Annotated in this window: 23 protein-coding genes and 2 pseudogenes; 12 read left to right on the top strand and 13 right to left on the bottom strand. The window is 67.8% G+C overall.

Translation table 11 applies throughout. The features are described 5' to 3' along the window. Positions 1-47: 47 nt before the first annotated feature. The 3 genes and pseudogenes from IPK85_20285 (at position 48) to IPK85_20275 (ending at position 3315) form a co-directional block, all read left to right on the top strand. The gene (locus IPK85_20285) at positions 48-1202 is read left to right on the top strand and encodes a hypothetical protein (GenBank protein MBK8249713.1); all 1155 of its coding nucleotides are present in this window, start codon (positions 48-50) and stop codon (positions 1200-1202) included. Continuing rightward, a pseudogene (locus IPK85_20280) lies at positions 1199-1898 on the top strand (response regulator transcription factor). Before IPK85_20285 ends, IPK85_20280 begins: the two are co-directional and overlap by 4 nt. Beyond that, a complete protein-coding gene (locus IPK85_20275; GenBank protein MBK8249712.1) occupies positions 1891-3315 on the top strand; it encodes a HAMP domain-containing protein in 1425 nt (474 codons plus the stop codon). Before IPK85_20280 ends, IPK85_20275 begins: the two are co-directional and overlap by 8 nt. On the opposite strand, the gene IPK85_20270 is transcribed toward IPK85_20275, so the two are convergent. Next, entirely contained in the window at positions 3312-3776 is a 465-nt protein-coding gene (locus IPK85_20270) for a hypothetical protein (GenBank protein ID MBK8249711.1), read from the bottom strand. The genes IPK85_20275 and IPK85_20270 overlap by 4 nt on opposite strands. Before the next feature lie 232 nt (positions 3777-4008). Between IPK85_20270 and IPK85_20265 the strand changes: the two genes are divergently transcribed. The 3 genes from IPK85_20265 (at position 4009) to IPK85_20255 (ending at position 7536) form a co-directional block, all read left to right on the top strand. Next, on the top strand, positions 4009-4533 hold the full coding sequence (locus IPK85_20265) for an HNH endonuclease (GenBank protein ID MBK8249710.1): 525 nt from the start codon (positions 4009-4011) through the stop codon (positions 4531-4533). A gap of 158 nt (positions 4534-4691) precedes the next feature. Beyond that, on the top strand, positions 4692-6305 hold the full coding sequence (locus IPK85_20260; GenBank protein ID MBK8249709.1) for an amidohydrolase: 1614 nt from the start codon (positions 4692-4694) through the stop codon (positions 6303-6305). A 271-nt stretch (positions 6306-6576) separates the two neighbouring features. Then, a complete protein-coding gene (locus IPK85_20255; GenBank protein MBK8249708.1) occupies positions 6577-7536 on the top strand; it encodes a hypothetical protein in 960 nt (319 codons plus the stop codon). Positions 7537-7625: 89 nt separating this feature from the next. Here IPK85_20255 and IPK85_20250 read toward each other — a convergent pair. From IPK85_20250 to IPK85_20235, 4 genes and pseudogenes are all read right to left on the bottom strand, one after another. Further along, positions 7626-8845: pseudogene (locus IPK85_20250) on the bottom strand (acetyl-CoA hydrolase/transferase family protein). Positions 8846-9056: 211 nt separating this feature from the next. Further along, the gene (locus IPK85_20245) at positions 9057-9554 is read right to left on the bottom strand and encodes a hypothetical protein (GenBank protein ID MBK8249707.1); all 498 of its coding nucleotides are present in this window, start codon (positions 9552-9554) and stop codon (positions 9057-9059) included. Positions 9555-9608: 54 nt separating this feature from the next. Continuing rightward, positions 9609-10535, bottom strand: coding sequence for a hypothetical protein (locus IPK85_20240; protein MBK8249706.1), 927 nt, complete (start codon positions 10533-10535; stop codon positions 9609-9611). Then, a complete protein-coding gene (locus IPK85_20235; protein ID MBK8249705.1) occupies positions 10490-10930 on the bottom strand; it encodes a hypothetical protein in 441 nt (146 codons plus the stop codon). The genes IPK85_20240 and IPK85_20235 overlap by 46 nt, the downstream gene beginning before the upstream one ends. Positions 10931-11590: 660 nt before the next feature. Between IPK85_20235 and IPK85_20230 the strand changes: the two genes are divergently transcribed. Together IPK85_20230 and IPK85_20225 are read left to right on the top strand one after the other, a co-directional pair. Further along, entirely contained in the window at positions 11591-12883 is a 1293-nt protein-coding gene (locus tag IPK85_20230) for an aminopeptidase P family protein (GenBank protein MBK8249704.1), read from the top strand. A gap of 4 nt (positions 12884-12887) precedes the next feature. After that, complete coding sequence (locus tag IPK85_20225) at positions 12888-14183, top strand: hypothetical protein (GenBank protein ID MBK8249703.1); 1296 nt, start codon at positions 12888-12890, stop codon at positions 14181-14183. On the opposite strand, the gene malQ is transcribed toward IPK85_20225, so the two are convergent. Genes malQ through IPK85_20210 form a run of 3 tightly spaced genes read right to left on the bottom strand, consistent with a single transcriptional unit; the run spans position 14180 to position 18605 of the window. Beyond that, positions 14180-15712, bottom strand: coding sequence for a 4-alpha-glucanotransferase (gene malQ / locus IPK85_20220; GenBank protein ID MBK8249702.1), 1533 nt, complete (start codon positions 15710-15712; stop codon positions 14180-14182). The genes IPK85_20225 and malQ overlap by 4 nt on opposite strands. Before the next feature lie 47 nt (positions 15713-15759). Next, entirely contained in the window at positions 15760-17469 is a 1710-nt protein-coding gene (locus tag IPK85_20215) for a DUF885 family protein (GenBank protein MBK8249701.1), read from the bottom strand. A gap of 8 nt (positions 17470-17477) precedes the next feature. Beyond that, entirely contained in the window at positions 17478-18605 is a 1128-nt protein-coding gene (locus tag IPK85_20210) for a membrane dipeptidase (protein ID MBK8249700.1), read from the bottom strand. Between the two features lie 178 nt (positions 18606-18783). Between IPK85_20210 and IPK85_20205 the strand changes: the two genes are divergently transcribed. Further along, on the top strand, positions 18784-19182 hold the full coding sequence (locus IPK85_20205; GenBank protein ID MBK8249699.1) for a DUF3597 domain-containing protein: 399 nt from the start codon (positions 18784-18786) through the stop codon (positions 19180-19182). 264 nt (positions 19183-19446) lie between these two features. Here the strand turns inward: IPK85_20205 and IPK85_20200 are convergent, their stop codons facing one another. The 3 genes from IPK85_20200 to IPK85_20190 are packed head-to-tail and all read right to left on the bottom strand — an operon-like array spanning position 19447 to position 20919. Further along, a complete protein-coding gene (locus IPK85_20200) occupies positions 19447-20193 on the bottom strand; it encodes a hypothetical protein (protein MBK8249698.1) in 747 nt (248 codons plus the stop codon). A 41-nt stretch (positions 20194-20234) separates the two neighbouring features. Further along, positions 20235-20681, bottom strand: coding sequence for a PIN domain-containing protein (locus IPK85_20195; protein ID MBK8249697.1), 447 nt, complete (start codon positions 20679-20681; stop codon positions 20235-20237). Continuing rightward, positions 20623-20919 (bottom strand): ribbon-helix-helix protein, CopG family, encoded by a 297-nt coding sequence (locus IPK85_20190; protein ID MBK8249696.1) that lies wholly within the window; start codon positions 20917-20919, stop codon positions 20623-20625. Before IPK85_20190 ends, IPK85_20195 begins: the two co-directional genes overlap by 59 nt. A 275-nt stretch (positions 20920-21194) precedes the next feature. On the opposite strand from IPK85_20190, the gene IPK85_20185 reads away from it, so the two are divergent. The 3 genes from IPK85_20185 to IPK85_20175 all read left to right on the top strand — a co-directional run bounded on the left by IPK85_20185 (position 21195) and on the right by IPK85_20175 (position 24089). Beyond that, positions 21195-22481 carry a dipeptidase gene (locus tag IPK85_20185; GenBank protein ID MBK8249695.1) on the top strand — a complete coding sequence of 429 codons (1287 nt, stop codon included), beginning with the start codon at positions 21195-21197 and terminating at the stop codon, positions 22479-22481. Positions 22482-22599: 118 nt separating this feature from the next. Next, the gene (locus tag IPK85_20180; protein MBK8249694.1) at positions 22600-23373 is read left to right on the top strand and encodes a hypothetical protein; all 774 of its coding nucleotides are present in this window, start codon (positions 22600-22602) and stop codon (positions 23371-23373) included. After that, complete coding sequence (locus IPK85_20175) at positions 23370-24089, top strand: hypothetical protein (GenBank protein MBK8249693.1); 720 nt, start codon at positions 23370-23372, stop codon at positions 24087-24089. The genes IPK85_20180 and IPK85_20175 overlap by 4 nt, the downstream gene beginning before the upstream one ends. 139 nt (positions 24090-24228) lie before the next feature. On the opposite strand, the gene ccoS is transcribed toward IPK85_20175, so the two are convergent. Beyond that, positions 24229-24381: a cbb3-type cytochrome oxidase assembly protein CcoS gene (gene ccoS, locus IPK85_20170; protein ID MBK8249692.1), complete on the bottom strand. Its 153-nt coding sequence runs from the start codon at positions 24379-24381 to the stop codon at positions 24229-24231. Further along, positions 24378-26885, bottom strand: a complete 2508-nt coding sequence (locus IPK85_20165; GenBank protein MBK8249691.1) for a heavy metal translocating P-type ATPase — start codon at positions 26883-26885, stop codon at positions 24378-24380. The genes ccoS and IPK85_20165 overlap by 4 nt, the downstream gene beginning before the upstream one ends. Positions 26886-26912: the final 27 nt, after the last annotated feature.

The raw sequence follows: 26912 nt of genomic DNA, 5'->3' as shown, positions 1-26912 counted from the left end.
GTGGGGTGTCTCATTCACGCAGGTCCACCTTTCCTGGAGTTGATGCGATGTCTCGAGTCGCCGCCCTTGCGGTCTTCCTGAGTGTACCGTTGTTCACCGAGGCCCAGGCGCCTCGCACCGCCGCGTTGGGCAAGGCTACTGCCCGGGCAAAGGAGGTGTTGTCGTTGGTCACGACGGTGCGTGAGTTGCGCAACGGCGACCTGATGGTTGCCGATCCCATCGAGCGCCAGGTGATGGTGTTTGGCGGGTCGCTGCAGGCGCGGCGCGTGCTGGGGAAGGAGGGCGGGGGCCCTGGCGAGTACCGGCAGCCCGATGCCGTTTGGCCCATGCCGGGGGACAGCACCCTGGTGGTGGACCTTGGCAACGCGCGGCTGTCGATCCTTGGGCCGACCGGGGTGTATGCCCGCAGCATCCCGATGGCCTCGGGCGGCGCCGGCGGTCCCGTGGGGGTGATGTTCCCCGGCGGCGTGGACGCGCAGGGGCGCGTGTACTACCAGCCCCCGGCCGGTGGCGGACCCGGCGGGTTGCCGGATTCGGCGAACATCATGCGCTTCGACCCGAAGGCTGGCACCGCGCAGGCGGTCGCGAAGGCAAAGACGCCGGACCTCGACCGACAGGAGTCCGGGGGCGCGAACTCGCGCCAGGTTCGCATTCGGGCGATTCCCTTGTCGGCGACCGACGGCTGGGCTGTGGCGCCTAACGGGGACGTGGCCGTGGCGCGTAGTGGCATGTATCGCATGGACTGGGTCTCGAACGGTGTCACGCGGAGTGGCCCGGCGGTGGCGGCCACCCGCGCGAAGATCGGGGAGGCGGAGAAGCGCGAGTGGGTGCAGCAGCAGATGCTGACCGGTGGGATCTCGATGAACGTCGAGGACAACAACGGCCAACGCACGATGTCGTTTGGCCGAGCGCGGCCGCAGCAAGAGCCCAGCACGGACGAGTACAAGTGGCCGGCTACCAAGCCCTTCTTCGAGGCGAACTCTCTTCGGATTGACGCCACGGGCCGCGTATGGGTGCGCCGGCTGGGCCCGGCCAATGCGCCGCGCCAATACGACGTGTTCAACACCAGCGGCGCCCACGTGGCCACGGTCAACTTCCCCGCCGGACGGGTGCTGCTCGGCTTCGGCGCCTCTGCCCTGTATGCTGCCGAGGTGGACGAGGACGGTCAGTATTTCCTTGAGCGGTACGCGCTCCCGCTGTGAGTGAAGGGGCACACGTCCTCCTCGTCGAGGACGAGCCCAAGACGGCTGATACCGTGGCCCTGTACCTCCGGCACGGAGGGTTCCGGGTCACGGTGTCGCGCCACGGCGCGGAGGCCCGTGACCTCCTCGCCTCGTCGCGCTTCGACCTTGTTGTCCTGGATCGCATGTTGCCCGAGGTCGACGGCCTGGCGCTCGCCCGGCAGGTACGCGAGGCGGCCGATGTCCCGATCATCATGTTGACGGCGATGGTGGACGAGGAGGATCGGTTGGCCGGTTTTTCCGCCGGCGTGGATGACTATGTCCCCAAACCGTTCAGCCCACGCGAGTTGGTGGCGCGCTGTCAGGCGGTCCTGCGTCGGGCCGTGGTGCAGCGCGAACGGGAGGCCGGTGGGGTGCGGCTCGGGACACTGTACATCCCGGCGGACGCCACCGAGGTCCTCCTCGCGGGCACAAAGGTCGCCCTGAGTCCAACAGAGGTCCGCCTCCTGCAGGTCCTCGCGCGCCGGCGGACGCGTGGTGTCGCGTGATGACCTCGCCGAGCGAGCGCTTCGTGGTGGCACCGAAGCCGGGGCCCGAACCGTGGACGCGCATGTGAAGAACCTGCGGCGCAAGCTGGAGTCGGCGGGTGTCTCCTGCATCGAGACAGTGTTCGGGGTCGGGTATCGCGTGGACGTCGCGGCGGTGCGCCGTGGCTAACCTGCGCATGCAAATCATCGCGCTGGTGACCGGCGCCGTGCTGCTTTCCGTCGCGTTGCTGTCTGCGTTTGGGGTGCGGTCGGCGACGGTCCAGTTCCGCGCGACGCTTCACGAACGCACGACCAGCACGCCTGACAACCCGACGACGGCGCTGGAGCCACTGAAGGCACTGGCGCGGGACAGTGGCCTGGCCGCCTTGGTGGCCAAGGTGGCTTCTGGCGACACGACCCCTGTCGCGCCGAGCGTGCTGGTCCTTGCCCCCGCCGGGACACTGCTCGCGACCAATGACACCACCTTCGCCGGCGCCACGACGGCACGACTCGGTGCCCAGCGGATATCGCTCGACGTGCGGCGCGCGGGGGAACTGCGCCGTCTCATCCTCGACGCCGGGGAGTGGCTCCTGTCGCCGTCCGGCGACACCTTGGCGCTCCTCGTCCAGGTGCCGCGCCCGCCGGAGACCGCGAACGTCTCGGTCTCGGTCGACAGCGCGTCGCGCGCGTTCGGCGCCGGGTTCAACCGCCGGCTGTGGTTTGGAGCGGCCGGCATCCTGTTGTTGTCGATCATCGCCGCGTTCTGGCTTACCCGTCGGCTGCTGGACCCCCTTGCCCGGCTTCGCGCCGCCGTCTCGCGCGTGGCAGGCGGGGACTACACGGCGCGTGTGGGGGCGACCGGGCTGGCCGAGCTCGAACCCGTGGCGCGAGCCTTTGACGAGATGGCCGAACACCTGGACCGCTCCGAGCGCAGCCGACGCCAACTCCTGCGAGACGTGGCGCACGAGCTGCGCACGCCGCTCACCAACCTCCGGGCCCAGGTGGAGTCGTTGCAGGATGGCTTGCGAGCAGCCGATGCGGAGGCACTGGCGTCACTGCACGAGGAGGCCCGCATCCTCGAACGCCTGGTGGCCGACGTCGACGTCCTGGCACGCGCGGACGCCGGACGGCTCGACCTGCACATCGAAGTCCTCGACCTCGCCGACTTGGTTGCGCGAGCGGCCAATGCGTTCGTGGCTGCCGGGCGACTCCCCGCGTCTCACCTCCACCTCGCGCTGACCCCGGTACAGCTCAATGGAGACGCGCATCGCCTGGGGCAGGTCGTGCGCAATCTCGTCGACAACGCCGTCCAGCATGGCGGCGACGGCGTGGCCATCACGATCACGTGCCGGACGCAGGGCGCGGAGGCCGTGCTGGAGGTCAGCGACTCGGGTCCGGGAATCCCGCCGGAACACCTCCCGCACATCTTCGATCGACTGTATCGGCCGGACGACTCACGGGCCCGTCGCACCGGTGGGGCCGGACTCGGCCTTTCCATCGTGAAGGCGATCGTCGAGGGCCACGGGGGGGCGGTGACCCTAACCTGCCCCCCGAGCGCCGGGACCGTCGTCACCGTGCGCTTGCCGATCACACCAACGGCGAGCTAGTGCTTCATCCCCTTCATGTCGTGGGGCGCGCACTTCTTCTCCACCGTCTCAAACTTGTCGTGCAGCGCGGTGATCGCCTTCGTGAGGTCGCCATCGGAGGCGTTGGCCAGCACCTGGTTGCCAATGGCGAGTGCGTCCGTGGAGATCGCGGCGACGGTCGACCTGGTCGCCGCGTCAGCGCAGGCCGCGGGCGGGGTTGACGCGGTCCAAGCCCGAGCGGCGGCGGCGAGGGCGTCGGCCTTCTCACGCAAGGGCTTCAGGTCCTTCTTCTCGCTCGCCGGATGAAAAGTGGCGCCGAGTAACGTGTGAAAGGCGTTCATTTCCTTCCATGCGCCGGACATGTGGTTCATTTGGCCCATGTCATGTTTCATGGCCTCCTTGGGCTTGTCCGACTGCCGGGCCTGGGCTCCCAGGGAGGTGGCGACGGTCAGGGAGGCGGCGAGGGCGAGGGCGAAGCGCATCGGGGATCCGGTTTGGGGGGTGGCGAGGTCCTGCGGCAAAGCTATGCGACGAAACGAGTTGTGGGGTCGGCAATACCCCGACTCCTGGGAGCCGGTTCCCTGTCCAGCGGCACCACCACCGCCGTCGCGACACGCACCAGCTTCACCGGCCCCCGGCTCGGTCATCTTGACCAAATCGAGCCTGGGTCGTCACTTCGGGGAGGGAAGAGCGGGGTGCCGACAGCCCCCGACGATGACTACGATTCAGTCACGAATGAGCATTCCAGCAAAACGACCGCGCCGTCGCATCGGCCGCGGCAGGGGGGGAAAGACCCCTCCCCAGGAAACATCGGTATCGACCAGCCGCGATGCCTACGTCGAGACCCGACGGTGGCTTCTGAGGCAGCATGGTCCGCTCTGCGCCTATTGTGGGCTGCGCTACGAGCCGGACACGATGACCCTCGATCACGTGACGCCGCGGCGAGGTCAAACCGCGTACGACCGTCGCGACAACCTCGTGTTGTGCTGCAAGCGCTGCAATAGCGCCAAGGCGGACAAGCCCTTCATGGTGTACTTGCTGGCGCAACGCCAGCGTGCCGTGCACCTGCTGCGGTACGGCGGCCACCTGTCTGAGGGGATCGTCGATCTCGTGCGTCACGTCGCCGCCGGGGTGTCTGTCGAAGTCACGGGAGCGATCGCCCCGCGCATCGTGTATGGGCCGGACCCGGACGACGACGAGTCGCCGTACCTCGAGTCGCCGTACCGCGAAACCGCCTGACGGTGGCGCGCCCCCGTCGCGGGGGCCCGCGCCGATGGGTCAGCGCCATCGCTCCTGAAAATCTCCCGGTGGCGTTGGGCCGTGTCGCACGGAAGATTTCCCGCGCGACCCGTCCGGACCGGTTGGGTCTCGCGCTGACCCCCGATGGAGTTCTCTCTATGCGAAAGACGTACGCCTTGCTGGCTGCGGCCCTCACCCTCGGCGGCTGGGCCGCGCCGCTGGTTGCCCAGGACGCGAATCCCGCCCCCAATCGACGCGAGGGGGAAGGGCCGTTCGACAAGCTCATCATCCGCGGCGTCACTCTCATAGATGGCGCCGGCGGCCCACCGCGCGGTCCGGTCGACATCGTCATCGAGAAGAACCGCATCTCGCAGGTGGTGGATGTGGGCTTCCCCAACCTGCCGATCGACCAGGCCCGGCGCCCCAAGGGCCCGGCGCGCGAGATCCAGGCCGAAGGGATGTACGTGATGCCCGGCTTCATTGACCTGCACGTGCACACCTGCGGCAAGCCCAAGGCGCCGGATGCCGAATACTGCTACAAGCTCTGGCTGGCCCACGGCGTCACCACGGTGCGCGGCGTCCCGTTAGGCGGCTTCGAATGGTCCTTGAGCGAAACGAAGCGGGCGAATGCGAATGAGATCACCGCACCGCGTATGGTCAACTGCCAGCGCCCAGGTGGCGGGCGTGGCTGGGGGGGCAAGCCGATCCTGACCGAGGAGGATGCCCGCGCCTGGACGCGCTGGGCGAAGGAGCAGGGGGTGGACTGCCTCAAGGTCGGCGCCCACGATCCCGCCGTGATGCGCGGCCTGATGGACGAGTCGAAGAAGCTCGGCATGGGGTCCACGGCGCACCTGCAGCAGCTCGGGGTCGGCAACATGAACGCCGCCGATGCCGTCACGCTCGGGCTTGGGGCCGTGACGCACTTCTACGGCATCTTCGAGTCGATGTATGACAAGAACGACATCCAGCCGTATCCGGACACCTACAACTACAACGACGAGCAGTGGCGCTTTGGCCAGGTCGCCCGTCAGTGGAACCTGGTGACCCCGGGGAGCGACAAGTGGAAGGCGTTCCTCAAGCTCCTCAAGGACAACAATGCGACGTTGGACCCGACGATGACGACGTACATGTCTGGTCGGGACCTCTCCAAGCGCCGCACCGTGGAGTGGCACGAGGGATACACCCTGCCGTCGTTGTGGGACTTCTACACCCCGAACCGCGAGAACCACGGCGCCTATTTCTTCAATTGGACGACGTGGGACGAGGTGGCGTGGAAGAAGTTCTACCAGGTGTGGATGGACTTCATCCAGGACTACAAGAACATGGGCGGCCGCGTGACCCCGTCCACAGATGCGGGCTTCATCTACAACACCTACGGCTTCAGCTACATCGAGGAGTTGGAGAACTTCCAGGAAGCCGGCTTCCATCCGCTGGAGGTCATTCGCGCCGCCACGCAGCACTCGGCCGAGGAGCTGAACAAGGCCAGCGGGAAGCCGATCGAGATGGGGATCGTCCGTCCCGGCATGCTGGCCGACCTCGTCATCGCCCCGGAAAACCCGGTGGCGAACTTCAAGACGCTGTACGGCACCGGGTTCCAGCGCTTGAATGACAAGACCGGGAAGGTCGAGCGGGTCGGCGGCGTGCGGTATACGATCAAGGACGGCATCGTCTACGACGCGAAGAAGCTCCTGGCCGATGTCGCGGCGATGGTGGAGAAGCAGAAGAAGGAGCGGGGGATCACCAAGTTGCCGGTGGCGCCGTTCGTCCCCTAGGCTCGGTGCTCACCCGGATGAACAGCGGCTCCCGATGGTTGGGAGCCGCTGCTGTTTTCCGGGCATTGTGACGCGACGTTGGTGACCCTTCATCTGGCCGTGTGATGCAGATCACAAGAATCCCGTGCCTAACGTCCAGTCGCGAAACGTCGAACGGAAAAATCTTCGTGGGGTAGTTACATTCCGGTGCACAGTCGTTTCGTGCCACGACTGGTCCCCTTGTGCGATTCCTCCTGGCACCTTCCGGCCTGACGGCTCCCCCAAGCCTCCGATGACAACTTTCCGCATCATCCCGTTAGTCGCACTGACCGCGGTCGTCGCCTGTGAGCGCGCAACGCCGGTCACCAGCGGCACCGACACCGGCGTGGCCCTCGCGCGCACCGCGGCCGCGAAGGACTCGCTGATTCGCGTCAAGGACTCGCTGCTGACCGAGAAGTCGCGTCAGCTGAGCGAGCAATCGCAGCTTCTCGGCGATGCCGCCGCGAGTGCCCGCATGGCGGCGCAGATCGAGAAGACCCTCTCCGACGTGCGCGTGGCGCGCGCCAAGGGCGAGGCGCCGGTCGCCGAGTCGTCGATGCCGTCCACCGCCGCCCAGCTTGAGTTGGCCGATAGGAAGGTCAAGACGCTTATCGCCCGGTTGAACGCGAGCCAGGCGCGGGTGCGCCGCATGCAGACGGACAGCGTCACGCGCGCGTCCATGGACTCCGTCACCCTGGTCCGCCTCGCCGACTACGAGCGCTCGATCACCGAGCTGCGTGGGACGGTGGAGCGTCAGCAGCTGGAGATCGTTGCCTTGACGACCCGCGTCGACTCGATGCGTCGGGAGAACGTGGTGCTCGTCGCCCGCAATGACACCATGCAGATGCGCACCAACGCCCTCCTCGCTCGCGAGGACAGCGCCTACATCGTCATCGCGACCGAGAAGGAGTTGATCGAGCGCGGGATTGTGCGCAAGGAAGGGGGCACCAAGTTGATGTTCGGCGCCGGCAAGGCGCTGGTCCCGGGGCGCACCTTCGACCCCACGGTCTTCCGCGTCGTCTCCAAGCAGCGCGACACGGCCATCGACTTCCCGCGCCCCGACAAGGCGTACCAGCTCGTGAGCCGTCACAACCTGCAGTTCACGAACCAGGCGGCCATCCGCGATGCCAAGGTGAAGGGCCCCCTCACGATCACCAACCCGGAGATGTTCTGGGCGGCGTCCAAGTACCTGATCTTCGTCGAGCGGGACTGATTCCACCGGCGTTGAGCTGTGCGAAGGCCCCGGCCGTTTGGCTGGGGCCTTTTGCTTTCATGGCCCGGGGGCGGGGCGACGCGCCGACGTCAGCCGAGGGCCCGGGCGGTGTCGCGCTGCAGTTCTGCGCGAAAATCGGGGTGGGCAATGGAGATCAGGGCATCGGCCCGTTCCCGGAGCGACATCCCGTGCAGGTTCACGGCCCCGTGTTCAGTCACCACCCAGTGGACGTGGCCACGGGTCGTGACGACGCCAGCCCCGGGGCTTAACACGGGGACAATGCGCGACACCGTCCCCCCCTTCGCGGTGGATGGGAGGGCGATGATCGGCCGTCCGCCGCGGGATCGCGCGGCGCCGCGAATGAAGTCCATCTGCCCCCCAATCCCCGAGTAGATGCGGCGACCGATCGAGTCGGCGCAGACCTGTCCCGACAGGTCAACTTCCAGCGCGGCATTGATCGCCACCACGCGCGGGTTGCGCGAGATCAGGGCGGTGTCGTTGGTGCGGTCGCACGAATGGAACTCGACCAGCGGGTTGTCATCGACAAAGTCGAACAACCTTCGTGAGCCGCTGACGAAACTCGTCACGATGCGTCCCGGATGGACCGCCTTGAAGCGATTGGTGACCGCACCACTTTCCACGAGGTCCACCAGTCGGTCCGAGAACATTTCGGTGTGAATCCCGAGGTCGCGCTTGTCGATGAGACGCGCGAGCACGGCGTCGGGAATCGCCCCAATGCCCATCTGCAACGTGGACCGATGTTCCACGAGACTCGCGATGCGCTCGCCGATGGCTGCCTCGACTGGACCCTCAGCGGCGGGCGGCCGCTCCAGTAACGGGGCATTGAGGTGCACGAAGGCGTCGATGCGATCGAGTGGGAGGGCGCGGTGTTCCCGTGGGTGCGCGGCATCTGCTCGTTGATGACGGCGACGACGAACCGTGCGGTGTCCACCGCGGCGCGGGCACAATCCACGGACGTGCCCAACGAGCAGTAGCCGTGGCGATCGGGTGGTGAGACCTGGACAAACGCGACATCGAGCGGGATGCCGCCGCTGAGGAAGAGGGCCGGGATGTCCGACAGGAAGACGGGCACGAAGTCGGCGAGCCCGTCGGCGACTGGCGCACGCAGGGCGGGCCCCGTGAACAGGCAGACGGAGCGAAAACGCCCGGCAAGCGCGGGTTCGGTCCACGGAGCCGGGCCCTCGGTGTGCATGTGGTACAGCCGAACGCCGTCCAGGTCCTGGCGACGGGCGAGGGCCTCGAGCAGCGGGGTGGGGGTCGCGGCTGCACCGTGTACGAACACCCGCATCCCACTCGACACCAGCGAGACGGCGTCTTCGGCGCTGACCGCTCGGGAGGTCCAGTCCTGGTGCCATGCAGAACTCTAGCCAGGGCGTCACGCGGACAACAGCGGAGAACCGATTACGTTAGGCACCATGGGAACGCCTGATCTGTGGACTGCCGTTGCCCTGGTGTTCGGGGTTGCTGCGGGGGTAGGTGCCACCTGGCTCGTCGGCCGGTCACGGGGTGATGCGGTCGTGGCCGCCTTGCGCGCCGAGCTGGAGGCCGAGCGCCGGTTCGCCGAGGAGCGCCGGGCACAGGCGTCGCGCACCGATGCCTTCCTCGGGCAACTGGCGACTCTCGCCGACACCCATCGAGACCTCAGCGCGCGGACGCAGCACCTGGTCGACGCGCTGCGGTCCCCGGTGGTCCGAGGGGAATGGGGCGAGATGCAGCTGCGCCGCGTCTGCGAGTTGGCGCGGATGCACGAGCATGTGGACTATGTCCTCCAGCGCGGGACTCCCGGCGATGCTGCCCTCCGGCCGGATCTCACGGTTCAACTTCCCGGCGGGCGTGCGATCGTCGTTGACGCCAAGGCGCCGATGCAGGCCTGGCTCGACGCGATGGAGGCGCCGGACGATAGTGCGCGCACCGATGCGCTCCGCGAGCATGCCCGTCACGTGCGCGACCACATCACCCGCCTTGGCGCCAAGGCGTACTGGTCGCAATTCGAGCACGCCCCGCGCTTCGTCGTGTTGTTCCTCCCGGGCGAGTCGCTCTTTGCCGCGGCGTTACAGCACGATGCGACCCTGGTGGAATACGGGATGAGCCGCCAGGTCGTTCTCGCCAGCCCGACCACGCTGCTCGCCCTGCTGCGTGCCGTTGGCGATGGCTGGGAGCGGGAGGCCGCACACCGCAACGCCGAGGTCGCGGTGTCGCACGGCCGGGAACTGCATCATCGGCTGGAGCTGTTCGCGGAGCACCTGGGTGAGGTCCGGCGCGGGATCGAGCGGGCGGTGGACGGCTATAATCGCGCTGCCGGTGCCCTCGAGCACCGGGTGCTGCCGCAGGCCCGGCGCCTGGGTGAACTGACGGGTGCTGGGGACGGGAGCACGCCAGAGGTTACGGCGGTGGAGGGGACACTGCGGGGGGCGAGCTGGAGGGAGACCTCGGGCCAGCGCGTAAGCGCGGTGTCGTGCGAAACGGCGCCGGCCGGTGAGATGCGCGTCCATCATCCCCAGCACCGCGGTGTTCATGATCTCACGCATCCGCCCGGCCGGGATGCCGCCCAGGACCCCAAGTTTGACGAACAAGGGCGAGATGTAGCCGAAGTCGGTCCAGTCGAGGTGGTTGGCTCCGGCGACGTTGATCAGCCAGGCCGAGCCCGACGCGCGCTGGAACTCCGTGTCGTACATACGCCGGTTTCCGCCGGACGTGGCAAAGAGAAACGGAGCAGGGATCGCGGTGTCCGCACCGGCGCCAAAGTTGAGGCCGTCCAGGTTGATCCCGACAGCACAGCGTGGATCCGCGGCGCAGAAGGATGCGGCGGTCGCTCCCCCGAAGGACATGCCGATGATCCCCAGGCGATCGGTCCGCAGGCGCCCGCCGAAGCCGGGGAGCGGCGCCTCGGCGCTCCATTGGGCGAGGAGGTCGGCCACGAATCGCGTGTCCTTCATCCACCGGTCCATCGAGCGATCCATCTGCATGATGGTGCGCATCTCGCGGGTAGCGCGATTGAGGGTCGTGGTGTCCGATCCACTGTCGAGGGTGGCGATGTGGGGAGGAGTTTCTGGGCGTTCGCCGGATCGTTGAACGGGGCCGGGGCCATCCGGATCACGGCGCCATTGGGAAAGACTACGACCCCCGCCTCGTACGGATGGTCGATGCTGACCACGACGTACCCATGCGACGCCAGCTCTTCCATTTGTAGGGTATTCTGCGACTCGTAACCGACCCCAAAGCCATGAGAGAACAACATGACCGGCCAGCGCGCTTCCTTCCACTGGAGCGGCACTTCCGGCCAGGTGTGGGTGGGCGTCCGGGAGAGGTGCTGGAATGCGAACGCCGGAAGGTTCAACGCCTTGGCGAGTGATTGCGCCTGGCGGGGCGGCATCAGCGGGGCCACCCGCGGACCGACGGTGTCGGAGGGTACCAGAGGCGGAGGAGCAGGCCCGCTTGACTGCGGTGTCCGCGACGAAATCCTCGACGCGTGTGCTGTCCACGACAGCGAGCCATCGGCTGCCCACCTGAAACGGCCCGGATGGCGCTGGAAGTCGGATGATCGGGAAGGCCCAGCCCAGGGCTCCGACCGCGATCAGGGCCAGCAGCGAGGCCGCACCCATCGCCCGGCGCAGCATGAGGCTGCCATACGTCGAGGGACGGAGCGTGAAGGCAAGCGCGCCCGCGACGCCGTACGCCGGCAGGAAGGTCGGCCGCCGAACCAGGATGAAGTGGGCGGCCGCAAGGGCCAACGCGGCCCACGGCAGATAGCGCTGGCGCCCCGTGAGGGGCGCCTCCGGAGCAGGACACTACGACCCCTGCGGCGGCCAGGGCCACGAGCGTGACGACGTCGAAGGTGAGCATGTCCGAAAGTTCGCGCGGCAGCTCGCCGGGCGCGAGCGCCCCTGTCGCGGTCATGCGCCGCGTCGCATCTTCGCGTTCGTGTCCCGGCGAAAGCCCCCCCCCCCCCCCCCGCCCCCCCGCCGCGGGCCGCGGTGCCGGCGAAGGCCGGACCCGTTCATGTCTTGTCCCCGCTCCTCACTCCCGCAATCCCATGCTCAATCGTCGCACCTTCCTGACCACGTCCGGTCTCGCCGCCGCCGGCGCCGCGTGCACCCCTCAGTCCGGCGGCGCGGCCGGAGGTGATGCGTCCGACCTTCCACCGGCCCTCGCCGCCCTCACGCCGATGAAGGACGGGGTGGTCGCGATCTCGGTCGATGAGCGCAAGGCTCGGCTGGAGAAGGCGCGGCGCCTGATGGCCGAGCAGAAGATCGACGCCCTCATGCTCACCGGGGGGACGAGCATGGTCTACTTCACCGGGATGCAGTGGGGCAATTCGGAGCGCCTGACCTGCGCGGTGATCCCGGCGAAGGGCAACGCCTTCATCGTAACCCCGAAGTTCGAGGAAGAGCGCACGGTGGAGCAGGCTCGGCTGGGCCCGTTAGGCGCAGAAACGGCGGTGATGACGTGGGAAGAGCACGAGAACCCGTATGCGCTGGTGGCGCAGGGGATTCGGGCGGCCGGGTTCTCGACCGGCGCGATCGGGATGGAGGAGACCGTCAAGCACGTGTTCAGTGCGGGGGTGGCCGGAGCCGCACCGCAGATGCGTGTGGTGTCTGGCACGCCGATCTCGGCCGGGTGCCGAATCGTCAAGGATGAGCACGAACTGGCCCTCATGCGCCACGCGTCCGCCGTCACGCTCAAGGCGTACGAAGCGGCGTGGAAGTCCCTGAAGGAGGGGATGACCCAGGGTGACTTCGCCCGCCTGGTCTCCCAGGCCCACGAGCGACTGGGCTACAATGGAAGTGCAGGTGTGCAGGTCGGGGAGTTCAGCGCCTTGCCGCATGGCTCGGTCACCCCGCAGGTGATCCGCGAGGGGTCAATCCTGCTGATCGACGGCGGGTGCAAGGTGGAGGGATACAGCTCGGACATCTCGCGCACGTTCGTCCTCGGGAAACCGACGCAGAAGATGAACGACGTCTTCGAAATCGAATGGCAGGCGCAGACGGCCGCGCTCAAGGCTGCAAAGCCCGGGGTGCCGTGCGAGGCTGTGGATGCCGCGGCGCGAAAGGTCATTGTGGATGGCGGGTACGGACCGGACTACAAGTACTTCTCGCATCGCGTCGGCCACGGGATGGGGATGGACGGGCACGAGTGGCCGTATCTCGTGCGCGGCAACACGCTGCCACTGGCACCCGGCATGACATTCTCGGATGAGCCGGGGATCTATATCCCGGGCGAGTTTGGCATCCGCTTGGAGGACGACATGTACATCACGGCGGATGGGGCGGCGTTGTTCACGCCGCAGAGTCCGTCGTTGGAGGACCCCTTCGGGCCGGCCCGCTAGGCTGATGGTGGGACCCTGGTCGGCGCTGCAGCGCGTCGCCTTTCGCTTCGCGTTCGTTTACCTGCTGCTGCATGCGGCGCCGTGGAACTGGTTTGACATCGTTCCCGGCGTTGGCGCGATCAGCGGCGTGGTGGATCGCGGCATCGACCAGGCGGTACGGTGGTCGAATGCGCACCTGTTTCATGTGCGCGCCGTATTGGTCCCGCCTAACGGTAGCGGTGACACCTCGTGGGCGTGGGCACGACTCTGGTTGTTCCTCTCGTGCGCGGTGTTGGCTACGGTCGTCTGGAGTCTTGTGGATCGCAAGCGAGACGCCTACCCGAAGGCACTGTGGTGGATGCGTACCACGTTGCGCTATTACCTCGCGCTGTTTGCGTTGAGCTACGGGATCATCAAGTTGTTCCTGCTCCAGATGGGGTTCCCGACCCAGAGCCAGATGGCCACGCCACTCGGCGACTTCCTCCCGATGCGCCTGTCGTGGATGTTCATCGGCTATTCAGCGCCCTACCAGTTCTTCTCCGGGGCGGTGGAGACCCTGGCGGGACTCCTGCTGCTCTGGCGGCCGACCATCACGCTGGGGTTGTTCACGGCGGTTGGCGCGTTTGCCAACGTGTTCATGATCAACATCGCGTACGACGTGCCGGTGAAGCTGTTCTCGATGCAGCTGTTCCTGACGGCGGTCGTCTTGCTCGCCCTCGATGCGCCGCGCCTCCTGTCCTTCCTCGTGCTCAATCGGGGGGCGCCACCCACCCACGCCTGGGAGCCGCCCTTCCAGTCGCCGCGTGCCATCTGGGGGGCGCGTGCGGTCAAGGCGCTGTTCATCTACAGCGCGCTGGGGCTCCCGCTGCAGCGTGGCTGGCAGGGGTACCAGGGTGCCCACCGGCCGGTCAACGCGGCACCCTTCGAGGTTGGGATCTACGACGTGCCGAGCTTTGTCCGGGGGCGCGATACGATCCCGCTCACGCTCGCGGACACCGTGCGCTGGCGCGACGTGGCGATCGACAACGCCGCTGGGGGCAGCGTCGGGTCAACGGACCCGCGGTTCTGGCAGCGGTATCGCCGCGGCTACTTCCGGTTCAAGGCGGACACGACGGCACGAACCCTCGCGGTGTGGCGCACGTCATGGACCTTCGACAGCACGCACCTCTTCACGGCGCGGTACGACGTGCCGGCGCCCGGGACGGTGCAGTTACGCGCCGTCGTCGAAGGGGAGTCATTGTTCGTCGTGCTGCGAAAGAGCGCCCGCCACTTCCACCTCTCCGAACGACAGTTCCACTGGCTGTCCGAGTACAATCGTTAGGGCTGCTCAGCCACCGGCGGGTCAGCTGAACCGTCGCCGCGCGGCGCGCGGCCGTAGCGCTCGGTCAGGCGTCTGAATCTCGAGAGCAATGCCGGGGTGACCTGGTCCCAGGTGAAGCGCCACTGCCAATTGCCGCTGGTGCGGCCGGGGAAGTTCATGCGGGCGTCGCTTCCGAGCCCCAGCACGTCCTGGAGCGGGACGATCGCAGTCTCAGCCACCGAACCGTGCACTGCGCGAATGAAGTCCCAATGGAGTGCCGAACCGTCGGTGTCGAGGTAATCGCACGCACGATCGACCGGGTTCGAAGGCTGTGGCGACGCCCCGGTGGCAGCCGTATCCGCTGGCTTGGCGTCGTCTGCCTTGACGATGGCATCCTGCCATCCACGGGTCGTGTCGTTGTCATGGGTGCCCGTGTACGCCACCAGGTCGTGCGTCCAGTTGTGGGGACGATGCACGTTGTCCGCGTCGTCGTCCCCAAAGGCGAACTGCAGCACGACCATCCCCGGGAGTTGCAGCGACGTTCGCAAGGACTCGACGGCCGGGGTGATCTCACCCAGGTCCTCCGCCACGATGCGCACCGGACCGAGTGCTTCGCGCACCGCGTGAAAGAGCGGGGCGCCGGGACCCGATTGCCAGGTGCCATCCACCGCCGTCGACGCGTCGCCGGCGACTTCCCAGTACGACTCAAAGCCGCGGAAGTGGTCCAGGCGTACGATGTCGAAGCGCGTGAAGGCATGGCGCAACCGCGCGATCCACCAGTGGTAGCCCTGCGCTCGGTGAGCCTCCCAATCGTAGAGCGGATTGCCCCAGAGCTGCCCTGCAGGGCTGAAGTAGTCCGGCGGTACACCGGCCTGGACCTTCAGCCCGCCGCGCTCGTCCAGTCGAAAGAGGCGGCGATTGGCCCAGCAATCGGCGGAGTCGTGCGCCACATAGATCGGGACGTCGCCCATGAGCTGGATGCCACGGTCGTGGGCGGCGGCCTGGAGTGCGCGAAACTGCTGGTCAAAGAGGAACTGCTCGACCTGCCGCGCATGCACCAATGGGACGACCGCGCCAGGGTCGATCCCCAATGCGCGGCGGTCGACGCCCGCGTTCCACGTGGTCCACGCGCTGCCGCCATGCAACTCCTTGAGTGCCATGAACAGCGCGTAGTCCGGAAGCCAGCTCTCGCTCCCGACAAGGAAGCGCTCGTAGTCCGGATCCGGCACGAAGTGCGCGACGGCGTCCGCGAGCGCTGCCTGTCGCGCGGCGATCGTGGCCTGGTAGTCCACGCGCTGCGCCGGCCCCGCGGCTGTCGCGCAGCCCGGGAGGTGGATCAGCAGCGGGTTGCCGGCAAAGCTCGAGAACGACTGGTATGGCGAGTCGCCGTACCCGGTGGGGCCGAGCGGGAGCATCTGCCATACCGAACACCCGGCCTCCGCGAGGACGTCGAGGAAGCGATGGGCGTCTGGCCCCAGGTCTCCGCTGCCGTGGGGGCCGGGCAGGGAGGTGGGATGGAGGAGCAAGCCCGCGGTGCGACGATGAGCCATACCGGCAAGGTACTGCGCCGAGGGGATCGTGGGCACGTGGGGCCCGCCTACTCCAGCATCAGCCGGCGAATCTGCCGAAACGGGAGGTCGCCGTAGGAGAGCAGGGTGTCGTGGAAGTGGCGCATGGAGTAGTGGGCTCCCATGCGCCGCTGGTACTCCTCGCGGAGGGCGACAATGGCCAGCTCCCCGATGATTTCGCGTCCCGGTGGCGTCGCGTTCTGGGAATCGCGCTGCACCTCGAGGAACGCGTTGGTCGGCTCCATCCCCATCTTGTCGATGTAGGCCTGGACGGCCTCGTCGAAGGTCATCTCGCCCTTCGCCATCTTAAGCTTGGTGAGGATGCGCTGCACGCGCCACATCCGCATCTGCCGTCGCGCCAGCATCGTCTTGAGGCGCTCCATATAGGGAAGGACGTCATAGTACCCTTCCTCTTCGAGCAACCGTTCGAGGTAGAACGACCATGCTTGCGAGAAGTACCCGCTCTGGAAGAGCCGACGCATGGGGCGTGTCACGTTCTGCGCCGCGCGCGCCCGCTGTGCGGTATGGCCCAGCCACTCGTGGTACGAGATAACGTGGGTCCAGTACGGGTTGTAGCTGCGGATGCGGCTGGCGCGCTGTTCGGCAGTCAACCAGGGCTCGAGCGGCGTGAGCACGTAGTAGCCCGACAGCCGCCCCGCCACGGTGGGCCCATACTGCGCACCTCCAAACGACAGCGTGCGCCGGGCCATCGGCGTCGTGAGCACGGCGCCGTAGTCAAAGTCCGGGATGGTCACGACATGCGAGCCGGCACCCTTGAGCCAGGCGGTGGTCATGTCGACGTATCGCTGCGCCATCGGGATCACGCCTTCCCATGGTGGGGCTTCGTCCTTCATCTGCTCCCACACGGTCTTCAGGTCGCCCGAGGGATGGATCTGGCGGGCGAGGTCCTGCATCTCAGCGGTCAGCTGCGCTTCTTCCCGTGCGGCGATGCGCAGCATCTCCTCTACGGGATAGGCGTCAAGTTGCTCGAAGACGAGTTGGTAGTGATCGATGTCGCTCGGCTTCCACGTCGGTGCCCGAGTGGAGCGGGGCAGGAGCGTCTCCTGCATCCAGGTCGCGAACGACTCGACCGCCGATCGGGCCTGGGCGCCGGCGGCGAGGAGGTCGCGCTTGAGTTGCGGGTCGTCGACCTGCGCCTGGGGCAAGTTGTCGTCCAGGAGGATGCGTGCGTACCGCGACTGCGCGATCGCATTCTCGGTCCAGGTGCGTGCCGGTGCCTTGAGGTTCGCTCGCGCGTTGGACAGGACCGTTGGGAGCGCGCGCAGTTCGTTGAGTGCGTCGCGGACGCCGGCGTCACTGATGGCACCCGGACGGAGGAATAGGCGATCGGTGGCGCCCAACGTGATGTAGTTGACCGGGACGACTTCGTGCAGCTTGAGGGAGTCGATCTCGAAGGCGCGCGTACGGAGGTGCGCGTCGAGGAGATCGTAGTCGACCTGGTCATCGCGGCCGAGGGCGGAGCGATCCACGGCGCGCAGGCGGGTGAGCACACTGCGGTAGCCCGCGGACGCCGTCGCATATTCCGCCGCAGAGCGCGTCGGGACGGTGATGCGTGCGGCCTCCTGCACCAGGGCACCGAGCTGCTGCGCGGGCGTAGTCTGTTGCGCGCCACCCCGCGAAGGGAGGGCGAAGCACGCAAGCGCAAGAAGGCGCCAGGCGCCGCGCGTGTGTCTCTCGCCGCGGGAGAAGTAGGAATGGAAGTGAGCGGCGGTGCGCATCGCAGAGATCATCGCCAGACGGCGGAGAGCAACCGCATCCAGTTCCCACCCAGCACCTTCTCGATCCGCGCCGACGAATGCCCAGCGGCGGCCATGGCGTCCGCGACCATCTCCATCCGGCGCGGCGAGTTCAAGTCCGGCACATAGTTGAAAATGTCCTCGGCCTCCCCCGGGGCTGAAATGCCGGCCGCGCGTCGGTCCTGGACAAACTTCGCGTGCACGGCGCGGAACTCGGGGGAGAGATCAAGCGGGGTGATCGAGAGGTCACTACCGATCCCGACATGGTCCTCCCCGCAGGTGTTGATGCAGTGCGTGAGGTGCCGAAGAAAGTCTTCCTTGCCGGGTTGGCCCTGTGCGCGCAAGAAGGGCATCATGAACACGCCGATCACGCCGCCCTTGTTGGCCAGCTTGCGGAGGATGTCGTCCGGCTTGTTGCGTGGGACGTTGGTCACGGCGGCCGAGCCGGAGTGCGTGGCGGCGACCGGGACGGTGGAGGCGTCGATGGCTTGGCGCGTCGTCTCCCAGCCGACGTGGCTCAGGTCGACGAGCGATCCCAGCGTGTTGAGCTGTCCGATAACCTCGCGGCCGTATGGCTTGAGCCCACGGTCCTCGGGGACCAGGCAGCCGTCCCCCACGAGGTTGGACCCGTTGTAGGTCAGCTGGACGATGCGCACCCCAAGCCGGTGGAACATCTCCACGCGTTCGATCTTGTCCCAGTACGGTGTGGTGTCCTGGAACCCGAAAATGGCGCCGACCTTGCGTTCCGCCTTGGCCCGCCGGATGTCGGCGACGGACCGGATGGGGAGGAAGGCGTCCGGGTGTGCGTCGAACTCGTGGTGCCACGCCGCGATGTTCCTGAGCGTTCCCTCGAACCCCTCCGCCGGGGTGGGGCCGAGCGCGGAGACCGTGGAGTTGACGGCGGTGATCCCAGAGCGGCGCGCGTTCTCCACCATCGCCGGCGTCAGCGGCTTGTCGAGCCACCCCGGGACGTTGAACGGGCCGGCGGTGGCCAGCATGTCGAGGACAATGGATCTGTCGTACCCGGGCCAGGCGGTGGGCGCGGATGGCAGGTGCCGGGCGAGTGGTACGGCGAGCGCGCCGAGGGCGGTTTGCCTGGTTAAGTCGCGACGATTCATGAGACCAATGCTGCCGTGGGGCGCGTCCGTCGGCAAGCGCGCGCCGCCGAGCACTCCCGCATGGTCTGGCCCACTCCGGAACGATTCTGTTTCAGTGGTGGCCGGGCTCCCGTCCGGCCTTGTGTGAAATCGTTAATCGACATACGCTCCCAGCATTCCCCTTCGCGAGGCAGTATACGTGAGCATCTTCAGCAAGATCCTGAGCAAGCTGGGCCTGGGAAAGGACGAGGCGCCGGTCGCCCCCCCGGTGGTTCCCGTACCCGGGCCGCCGAAGCCGGTGGAAGCTCCGGTCCCACCGCCCCCGATCGCGATCTCCGTGGTTGACGTGGTCGCCAAGCTCGAGACGCTCGCGGCGAGCCATCCCGAGAAGCTCAACTGGAAGACGTCGATTGTCGATCTGCACAAGTTGCTCGGTCTCGATCACTCACTTGCCGCGCGCAAGGAGTTGGCCGTCGAGCTGGGTTGTCCGCCAGAGAAGATGGGCGATTCCGCGCAGATGAACATGTGGTTGCACAAGACGGTGCTCGCCCGGATCGCCGAGAACGGCGGAAACATCCCGGCGGACCTGCTCGACTGAATCCCGCAGGTGATTCGGGGGCGATGCGTGTTGTCGCCCCCGATCTCACCAGCCCGAAGGCACGCGGTCGCGGCGGTGTTGCGGTTCAGCCCCGGTCTGCGTGCTTCAACCGTGCGGCGCAGCATCTCACGCGCGCCGACGGGGCCCCCCCCCCCCCCCCCCCGGCCTCCCCCCCCCCCCCCCCCCCCCCCCCCCCCCCCCCCCCCCCCCCCCCCCCCCCCCCCCCCCCCCCCCCCCCCCCCCCCCCCCCCCCGCCCCGGCCCCTTATTGCCAGCTGCCGTACATCGGGTTCGGGAGCAGGAAGTAGCGCGTGCCAAACCGGGCGAAGGCGGCGTCTCCTTGCCGGCGGATGGACTGATCGAGTGCCGGGAAGTCGAGGATGTTGTCGCCGATCCAGGCGATCACCTCTATGGACTGCGCTGCGGGGAGACCTGCGCCGGCCGCGACCGCGGTGAACCGCGGGTTCTTGTCGGATGGCCCGCCGTTCGGGCGGCAGAGAAAGAGGTCCCAGGGCAGCGACAGTTTGTCAAAGTTGGCGCGCGAGTCGGCACATTCGGAGTCGAGTCGGTTGGTCACGATGGCCACGCGTCCCCCGAGGGTGCGCACGTGGTCGAGGAACGCCTTGGCTCCGGGGATGGAGGTGGCCGCCTGTCGCTTTGTCAATGCGTTCCATGAATCGGGCGTGAAGCCCGAGTCCAGCTTCTCGCGTTCGAGTTGGTAGGCGAGGTTCGAGATCACCGTTTCGTCGGCATCGAGAATGACTGCCCAGCTGCCGCGCCCCTTGCCCGCGGCGGCCCGGGTCACGACGTCGGTGGCCTGCGCATACACTTGGCGGGTGATCGCGCCGAATTCGGCGGACCGGGTAACCCAGCTGGTGTAGGTGACCTGCGGAGCGGGCGTTGGGGCGACTGCCGGCTGTCCTCGCCCCGACGCGCAGGCGGCGACGAACAGGGTAAGGGCCGGGAGGGCGACGACGCGGCTGAGATTTCCTCGGCGCGGGGCGTGACTCATGGGGCGTTGGTCAGGGGGCAATGACTTCGGATTGGTGCTCGTCAGACCAGCGCGTACCCGGCCGTGGTGAAGTCCCGGTCGAAGGCGAACGCATGCGAGAGGCGCTCTGTGCGCATCACCTCGAACGTGATCGCGTCTGTCAGGGAGAAACGCTGGTCCTTGAATCGCTCGATCCACCCACTCATGGCGGAGGAGACGAGTTCCGGCGTGACCGCCGTCCACTCGAAGAGCGGATCACGCAACACCCCGCTCACCAGGCGGCGCGAGGCCTCTGCGTCCAGGTGCCGGATCAGGTGCCCGTGCAGTTCGCCGAGTACCAGGGTATGTCCCACGAAGCGCGTCCCAGCCTTCGCGAGCCGGTCCGCGATGGCGCGCGCGCGGTCATGGTACTGATCGCGGGGGGCGGCCAGGGCGAGCAACGCCCCCGTATCAACGGCGACGCGCCTTGGCGGGCTTGGCGTTCGGGTCGCCATAGAGATACGCGTCATGATTCGAGGAGAGATCGGTAGGAACCGCCGGGGCCGTGAGGACACCGGTGAGTGCTCCGAGTCCGGCACCGGGTTGCGAGGCGACGTCGAGCTCGCGCGCGAGGCTGCGGATCGCCTGGCGGATCACCTCTGCCTTGGGCTGCCCGGTACGTGCGGCCAGTTCGTCGAGGAGGTCGAGGTCCGGGCGATCGAGCCAGGCCTGCACGGGCTCCCGCGACTTTGGTGCGGTGGTTGGCATACATGCATCCTGTAAGGCTATGCATGTAGGATGTGCATGTGCGATCATGGAGTCAAGTGCTGTGGGGATGTGACCAGGATACAAAGTCCGGAGCCGGAGGCCGGTACCGCTTTCACTGCAATGGGGGCCATGTGAATGCGATCGCCGTCAGTCATCCTTCACGACGGAGGAAGGGACCGTGGCCGCCACCAAGCCTAAGGGGGGGGCCCCAGCGAGGCCTTGCCGGTCGCAACCCCCGGCCGCACTGTACGTGCATGCCCCACGCCTGCCATCACATGACTCGCACCGCCCTTTCAGCCGCCCTCGCGGCCACCTTCGCCGCCTCCCTCGTCGCGCAGGCGCAGGACCCCGCGCTCGTCGCCCGGGCCCGCGCCATCCACGACCGGGTCATCACGCTCGATACCCACGTGGACATCTCGCCGGCGAACTTCCGGACCGGGCAGCCGAACTACGAGGATCGCCTGAACACGCAGGTGAATATCCCGAAGATGCAGGAAGGTGGACTCGACGCGGCCTTCCTCATCGTCTACGTCGGCCAGAGCCCGTCGTTTTCGCCCGAGGCCTACGCGCGCGCCAAGACGCAGGCGATGGAGAAGTTCGACGCGATCCATCGCCTGGTCACCGAGATCGCGCCGGACAAGGTCGGCCTCGCTCTTACCCCTGCCGACGTCACACGGATCTCACAGGCCGGGAAGAAGGTCGTCCTCATCGGGATCGAGAACGGCTACCCGATCGGCGAGGACCTCTCCAACGTCAAGCTCTTCGCCGAGCGTGGCGGACGATACCTGAGCCTCGCACACAATGGACACTCGCAGCTCTCGGACTCCAACACGGGAGAGCGTGACGGCAAGTTCCAGTGGAACGGGATCTCGCCGCTGGGTGAACAGGTCATCGCCGAGTTGAACAAGTGGGGGGTGATGGTCGACATCTCGCACCCGTCCAAGGCGTCGATGCTGCGGACGATCGAGTTGTCCAAGGCGCCGATCATTGCGTCGCACTCCGCGGTTCGCGCAATTGCGAACGTCAGCCGCAACCTCGACGACGAGCAGCTGCTTGCACTCAAGATGAACGGCGGTGTGGTGCAGATGGTCGCCTTCAACAGCTACGTGAAGGTGGCGCCGCCGGACTCGCCCGAACGGATCAGCGCCCTGAACCGGCTGCGCGAGGAGTTTGGCCTCACCCCTGGCGGCGGTCCTGGCGGCGTCGGCCCGGGGGCGATGGCGCAGCTGGACTCCACCAAGCGGGCGGCCTTCCAACAGCGGATGGCCCAGCTCAACCAGCAGTTCCCGGCGGCCCCGCGCGCGACGGTGAAGGACTTCGTTGACCACATCGACTACGCGGTCAAGCTGATCGGGATCGACCACATCGGGATCTCGTCCGACTTTGACGGCGGCGGCGGTGTGGACGGGTGGAACGACGCGAGCGAGACGTTCAACGTGACGCTCGAGCTGGTGCGCCGCGGCTACACCGAGGAGCAGATCAACAAGATCTGGAGCGGGAACCTGCTTCGCGTGATGGGTGAGGTGCAGAAGATCGGGAAGCAGTTGCGCGGGGAGCGGTAGCCGGCGCCGTTCCGCGAGGTCGTCGTGTCGCTCCCTCCTGGCCTCCGGCGCGGGTCGGTTCGGGGTAGTTGAGCTGTCCGCGTGTCGTCTACCAGCCCGGCTGCGGAGCGTGAGACCGATGCGAGGAATACCACGGTTAATGCTGGGGCTGGCTGCGGCAGTGGTCGCCTGCTGGCGCGACCCGGTCGGGACGATCGACCCCGTCGATGAGGAGACATCAGTTTACCTGCAGATCGCCATGGTCGATGGCGGTGACTCAACGCAAGGCTACTACCGTGGCGGCATCTGGATTGCACCCTGGGTTGCCGCTCCGGGGGGGGCGCTGGTCGTGTGGGGGGCCATGCGCCCCGGTCGCGTGGAGGGGCGGGATCGCACCCTGTCCGAGGCCGCCGTACGGGTGGCCGGCGTCCGGTTTCCCGGTACGTGGGCACGTGGCACGCTCGAGTTTGGAGGCACCGCGCCGCTCCCCGCCGACCTGACGGCGGCGACCATCATCCTGCCGAAGGTCAGCGGTCTTGCTGAGCCCCCCGCGCCCGTGGTGGCCCGCGTCGGGCGCGGAGCAGCGCCTCCCTTCGTGACCCCGGCGGGTTTGCGCATACCGCTCGTCCCCGCAGATTCAGCGCGCACGGCGGTCAACACCTCGCACACGTGGCAGGCTTGGGTGACGCAGGGGGCGCGGACACTCGAGGTGCGTGGGGACGGCCTCCTGGGGGCGATGCTGGCGCTGCCGCGGTGGCACAACGCGACGGAGGATGCGACAGTGCGTATCCTGCAGCGGGCCTTTGCGACGCAGAGTGGTGCCGGTGTCACGAATTACGGCTACTACATCACGGCGATCTCGACCCTGCGTTGGTCCGGGATCGGGGTACTACCGGGCGGAGGGACCCCATGAAGGCGGCGTGGCTCCTGGCCGCGACATGTCTCGCCTGCTACTCGCCGTTTGACCCCATGGCCCCGCGCGGCGCGACGCTGCGCGTGGACATCGGGGATGACTCCATCGGGGTGCGCCGTGTCCGGGCGTACGTCGATCCGGGACGGGCCACGAATCGTCATCGCCGGCTTATCGCGTCGCCACTCATCGTCCTTGGGGTGCCGTTCGCCTTTGTCACCCCGTCGAATCCCGCCATCGAGTGGCAGGAGGTCACCGGAGTGGTCCCAACTGCGCTCGCACTGGGCGACGAACCGCTGTCCATGACGCTGCCACGCATCGAGGGACTCGTTTCACCGCTCTCCACCCTGGCGTTGTCGACCGTACGCAGCGTGACGGGGGATACCCTCGTGCTCGCCCCGGATGGGTCGCTCACGCTCTCCCTGGTGGTCGCGGAGGGAAACGCCCCGGTGCTCGGCCAGCGCTGGAGCCTCGAACTCGTTGGCGCCTCGGTTCTCTCGATTGGTGGCACCGGGCACCCGCCGGCTCGCCTGGTGGTGCCGCCGGAACTGGTCCCGGCACCGCACGCGCAGGGGACGTGGCATGCGCTCCTCAGCTTTACGGAGCGCCAGGGAGTCGCTCCGCCGCCCGGGCGCGATCTCGGACGCAACGACCTCTCCGTCGACGCCTCGTGGTCCCAGCGGGTTCGGATGCGGATCCGGAAGGCTCCGCTCGCCTGATCGCGGCGGTGTCGGGTGCTGCGGTGGCACTCGCGTCCTCGTGAACCGGTCGTGCTACCCGCAGTCGGTGACGCCGCCCACCAGAGTACGCGATGCCGGCACGTGTGAGGACGCGGCGCGGGTGCGCCCGTGCTGCGGCTCAGGGCTTCGTCGGCGGGTCGTCGTGGACCATGCGGATCGCCGGCGTGTCCAGGTCGTCGAACTGCCCGCTCTTCGCTGACCAGACAAACGCCCACAAGGCGACCCCGACCACGAGCAGCGCCAACGGCAGCACGATGTAGATGATCGTCATGGACGCGGCGCCTCCCGGTCAAACGTTCGGCCGTACCAGGCCCCGGCCACCACGGTCAGTGAACTCAGGGGCATCATCAGCGCGGCTACCACGGGATCGAGCTGCCCTGTCATCGCGAGCCCGATGCCCGCGACGTTGTACGCCAGCGAGAAGGCGATGTTGCGCTTGACGACCCGCATCGTGCGACGAGCGCCGTCGACGACCTCGACGAGCGGCTGCAGCCCGGGACGCGTCAGGTAGGCGTCCGACGACGCGAGCGCGGCCTCGGCGCCGCCGTGTACCGCAATGCCGACCGACGCAGTGGCCATCGCGGCAGCGTCGTTCACCCCGTCACCCACCATCACGACCTCGCCGCGCGTCCTGGCTGTGGTCACAGCCGCCGCCTTGAGTTCAGGTGTTGCGCCGCCGCGCACGCGGTCCGACGGGATCCCGACCTGTGACCCCACCGACTCACACACGGAGGGCGCGTCGCCGGAGAGCATGCCGACGGACCACCCACGGGCTACGAGGGCGGCCACCGCCGCCCGGGAGTCGACTCGCACCGGGTCGCCAAAGCCGGCCGTGCCAACCAGCTGGCCGTCAATGGCAATGTGTACTGGGGTGAGGGAGGGAGCGACGGCAACGACACCAGCTCCCAGCGCTCGCTGGGACGCGTCGGAGGGAACGACACTGGGTCCCGGCTTTCGCCGGGACGCATAAGTGGGGGATCGTAGCGCCTCAGAGATCGCGGCATCGACAAACGCCGGTGAGCCAATGGCCACGTCATGTCCCTCGACGACGCCGGCGATCCCACCTCCGGACGTGTGCTCCACCGAGGACAGAACTGCAGGGGCCACACCGTGCCACGCCGCGCGGAACCCGGCGGCTATGGGATGCAATGACCCCTGCTCCAGCGCGAGGATCATCGGCCGGACATCATCAGGCCCGTCCCATGATACTAAGGCACTGCGACCCTCGGTCAGTGTGCCGGTCTTGTCCAAGAGCATTGTGCCGTGGCCCGCGAGCACCTGCAGGGCATCGCCGCCCTTCACGAAGATCCCCCGCCGGGCGGCGCGCCCCAGGGCGACGGTGACGCTCAGCGGGGTCGCCATCGCCAGCGCGCACGGGCAGGTGACGATCAGCAGGGCGATCGCGTTGTCGATCGCGGCGTTGGGGTCACTCGTGCGCCAGAGCGCCCAGGTGACCACCGAGAGGGTGAGGACCGCGGCCACGAACACCCCTGCCAGCCGATTGGCCAGCAACACCACCGGGGCGCGGCGCTGGGCGCTTTCCTCGACTTGTTGGAGTACCCGCGCGACCCGTGTTTCCTCCCCTGCGCGCGTGACGCGCACGCGTACGGGCGCGGCGACGTTGATGGTCCCCGCGAGGACTTCATCACCCACCGCAGCCGCGACGGGACGCGACTCGCCGGTGAGCCATGCCATGTCGAGCGTGGTGCGCCCGGACTCGATCGTACCGTCGGCCGCCAGCGTGTCGCCGGCTCGCACGTCGAGCAACATCCCTGGGGTAATTGCGCTGGCGGGGACCTCGCGGATCGCGTCTCCCTCGACGACCCGGGAGCCGTTCGGAGTGAGGGAGTGCAGCAACTCGGACGCATCCGTCGCGGCGCGTTGCCAGCGTTGCTGGAGGTAACGCCCCACGAGCAAGAGGAAAATCAGGACGGCGATGCCGTCCAAGTACACCGGACCACTCCCTCGAAACGTATTGAACGCACCGCGCACGAAGCCGACGCCTAACGCGATGGCGATCGGGAGGTCGAGGTGCAGGGCGCGCGCTCGGAGCGAGGCCCACGCACTCCGGAAGAACACCCGGCCGGGGCCGAGCATCGCCGGGATGACCAGCGCGAGCGAGAGCCAGCGGAAGAAGCGCTCGAAGGAGGCGTCCAGCCCCTGCCCGAAGAAGCTCGTATACGAGGCGAGCGCCGCGAGCATCACGTTGATCGCGATGGCGCCGGAGATCCCAATCCGAACGAGGGCGGCGCGATCCTCCCGGCGGCGCAGGGACTCACGCGCCCCGCCGACAAAGGGATGGGGCGGGTAGCCAAGGGCGGCCAGCGTACGCGCGACCGCCGACAGTGGGGTCGCCACGGCATCCCACTCGATCGTCACCAGGGAACGGCGCACATCGAGTTCGGCGCGCGTAACACCAGGGACCAGGAGCGGGACCCGCTCCACCAGCCAGACGCAGGACGCGCAATGAATCCCCTCGAGCAGCAGCACCACGCGGGAGAGTCCCCCGGTGAGTCCGCGCACGTGCAGGTCACGGAAGCTCGGGTGGTCAAACTCCTCGTAGCTGCGCGCACTCGCGCCGACGGCAGCCAACCGCCGCTCGGGCAGGCGATAGTACTGGTCCAGCCCGTGCTCGTGCAAAATCTCCCACGCGGTCGCACAGCCGGCGCAACAGAACTGTTGCTCGGCGCCGTCCCGGACGTCGCCGGCGGCGACGGGGAGGGCGCAGTGGGAGCAGGCGACGGCGGCCGCAGGGGGAGGGACGGTGGTCGTCACGGCTTCCGGGTACGGTAGGGCAACAGA

Source organism: Gemmatimonadota bacterium, assembly GCA_016712265.1.
Classification (GTDB): Bacteria; Gemmatimonadota; Gemmatimonadetes; order Gemmatimonadales; family Gemmatimonadaceae; genus RBC101.
The sequence above is the reverse complement of the archived record's forward strand: the minus strand, read 5'-3'. Positions and strand labels throughout refer to the sequence as shown.

Coding starts and splice junctions, on each gene's coding strand:
- IPK85_20285 (MBK8249713.1), top strand. CDS start 48: ATGTCTCGAGTCGCCGCCCTTGCGGTCTTCCTGAGTGTACCGTTGTTC.
- IPK85_20270 (MBK8249711.1), bottom strand. CDS start 3,776: ATGCGCTTCGCCCTCGCCCTCGCCGCCTCCCTGACCGTCGCCACCTCC.
- IPK85_20265 (MBK8249710.1), top strand. CDS start 4,009: ATGACTACGATTCAGTCACGAATGAGCATTCCAGCAAAACGACCGCGC.
- IPK85_20260 (MBK8249709.1), top strand. CDS start 4,692: ATGCGAAAGACGTACGCCTTGCTGGCTGCGGCCCTCACCCTCGGCGGC.
- IPK85_20255 (MBK8249708.1), top strand. CDS start 6,577: ATGACAACTTTCCGCATCATCCCGTTAGTCGCACTGACCGCGGTCGTC.
- IPK85_20240 (MBK8249706.1), bottom strand. CDS start 10,535: ATGCGCACCATCATGCAGATGGATCGCTCGATGGACCGGTGGATGAAG.
- IPK85_20235 (MBK8249705.1), bottom strand. CDS start 10,930: ATGCCGCCCCGCCAGGCGCAATCACTCGCCAAGGCGTTGAACCTTCCG.
- IPK85_20230 (MBK8249704.1), top strand. CDS start 11,591: ATGCTCAATCGTCGCACCTTCCTGACCACGTCCGGTCTCGCCGCCGCC.
- IPK85_20225 (MBK8249703.1), top strand. CDS start 12,888: ATGGTGGGACCCTGGTCGGCGCTGCAGCGCGTCGCCTTTCGCTTCGCG.
- malQ (MBK8249702.1), bottom strand. CDS start 15,712: ATGGCTCATCGTCGCACCGCGGGCTTGCTCCTCCATCCCACCTCCCTG.
- IPK85_20215 (MBK8249701.1), bottom strand. CDS start 17,469: ATGCGCACCGCCGCTCACTTCCATTCCTACTTCTCCCGCGGCGAGAGA.
- IPK85_20210 (MBK8249700.1), bottom strand. CDS start 18,605: ATGAATCGTCGCGACTTAACCAGGCAAACCGCCCTCGGCGCGCTCGCC.
- IPK85_20200 (MBK8249698.1), bottom strand. CDS start 20,193: ATGAGTCACGCCCCGCGCCGAGGAAATCTCAGCCGCGTCGTCGCCCTC.
- IPK85_20195 (MBK8249697.1), bottom strand. CDS start 20,681: ATGACGCGTATCTCTATGGCGACCCGAACGCCAAGCCCGCCAAGGCGC.
- IPK85_20190 (MBK8249696.1), bottom strand. CDS start 20,919: ATGCCAACCACCGCACCAAAGTCGCGGGAGCCCGTGCAGGCCTGGCTC.
- IPK85_20185 (MBK8249695.1), top strand. CDS start 21,195: ATGACTCGCACCGCCCTTTCAGCCGCCCTCGCGGCCACCTTCGCCGCC.
- IPK85_20180 (MBK8249694.1), top strand. CDS start 22,600: ATGCGAGGAATACCACGGTTAATGCTGGGGCTGGCTGCGGCAGTGGTC.
- IPK85_20175 (MBK8249693.1), top strand. CDS start 23,370: ATGAAGGCGGCGTGGCTCCTGGCCGCGACATGTCTCGCCTGCTACTCG.
- ccoS (MBK8249692.1), bottom strand. CDS start 24,381: ATGACGATCATCTACATCGTGCTGCCGTTGGCGCTGCTCGTGGTCGGG.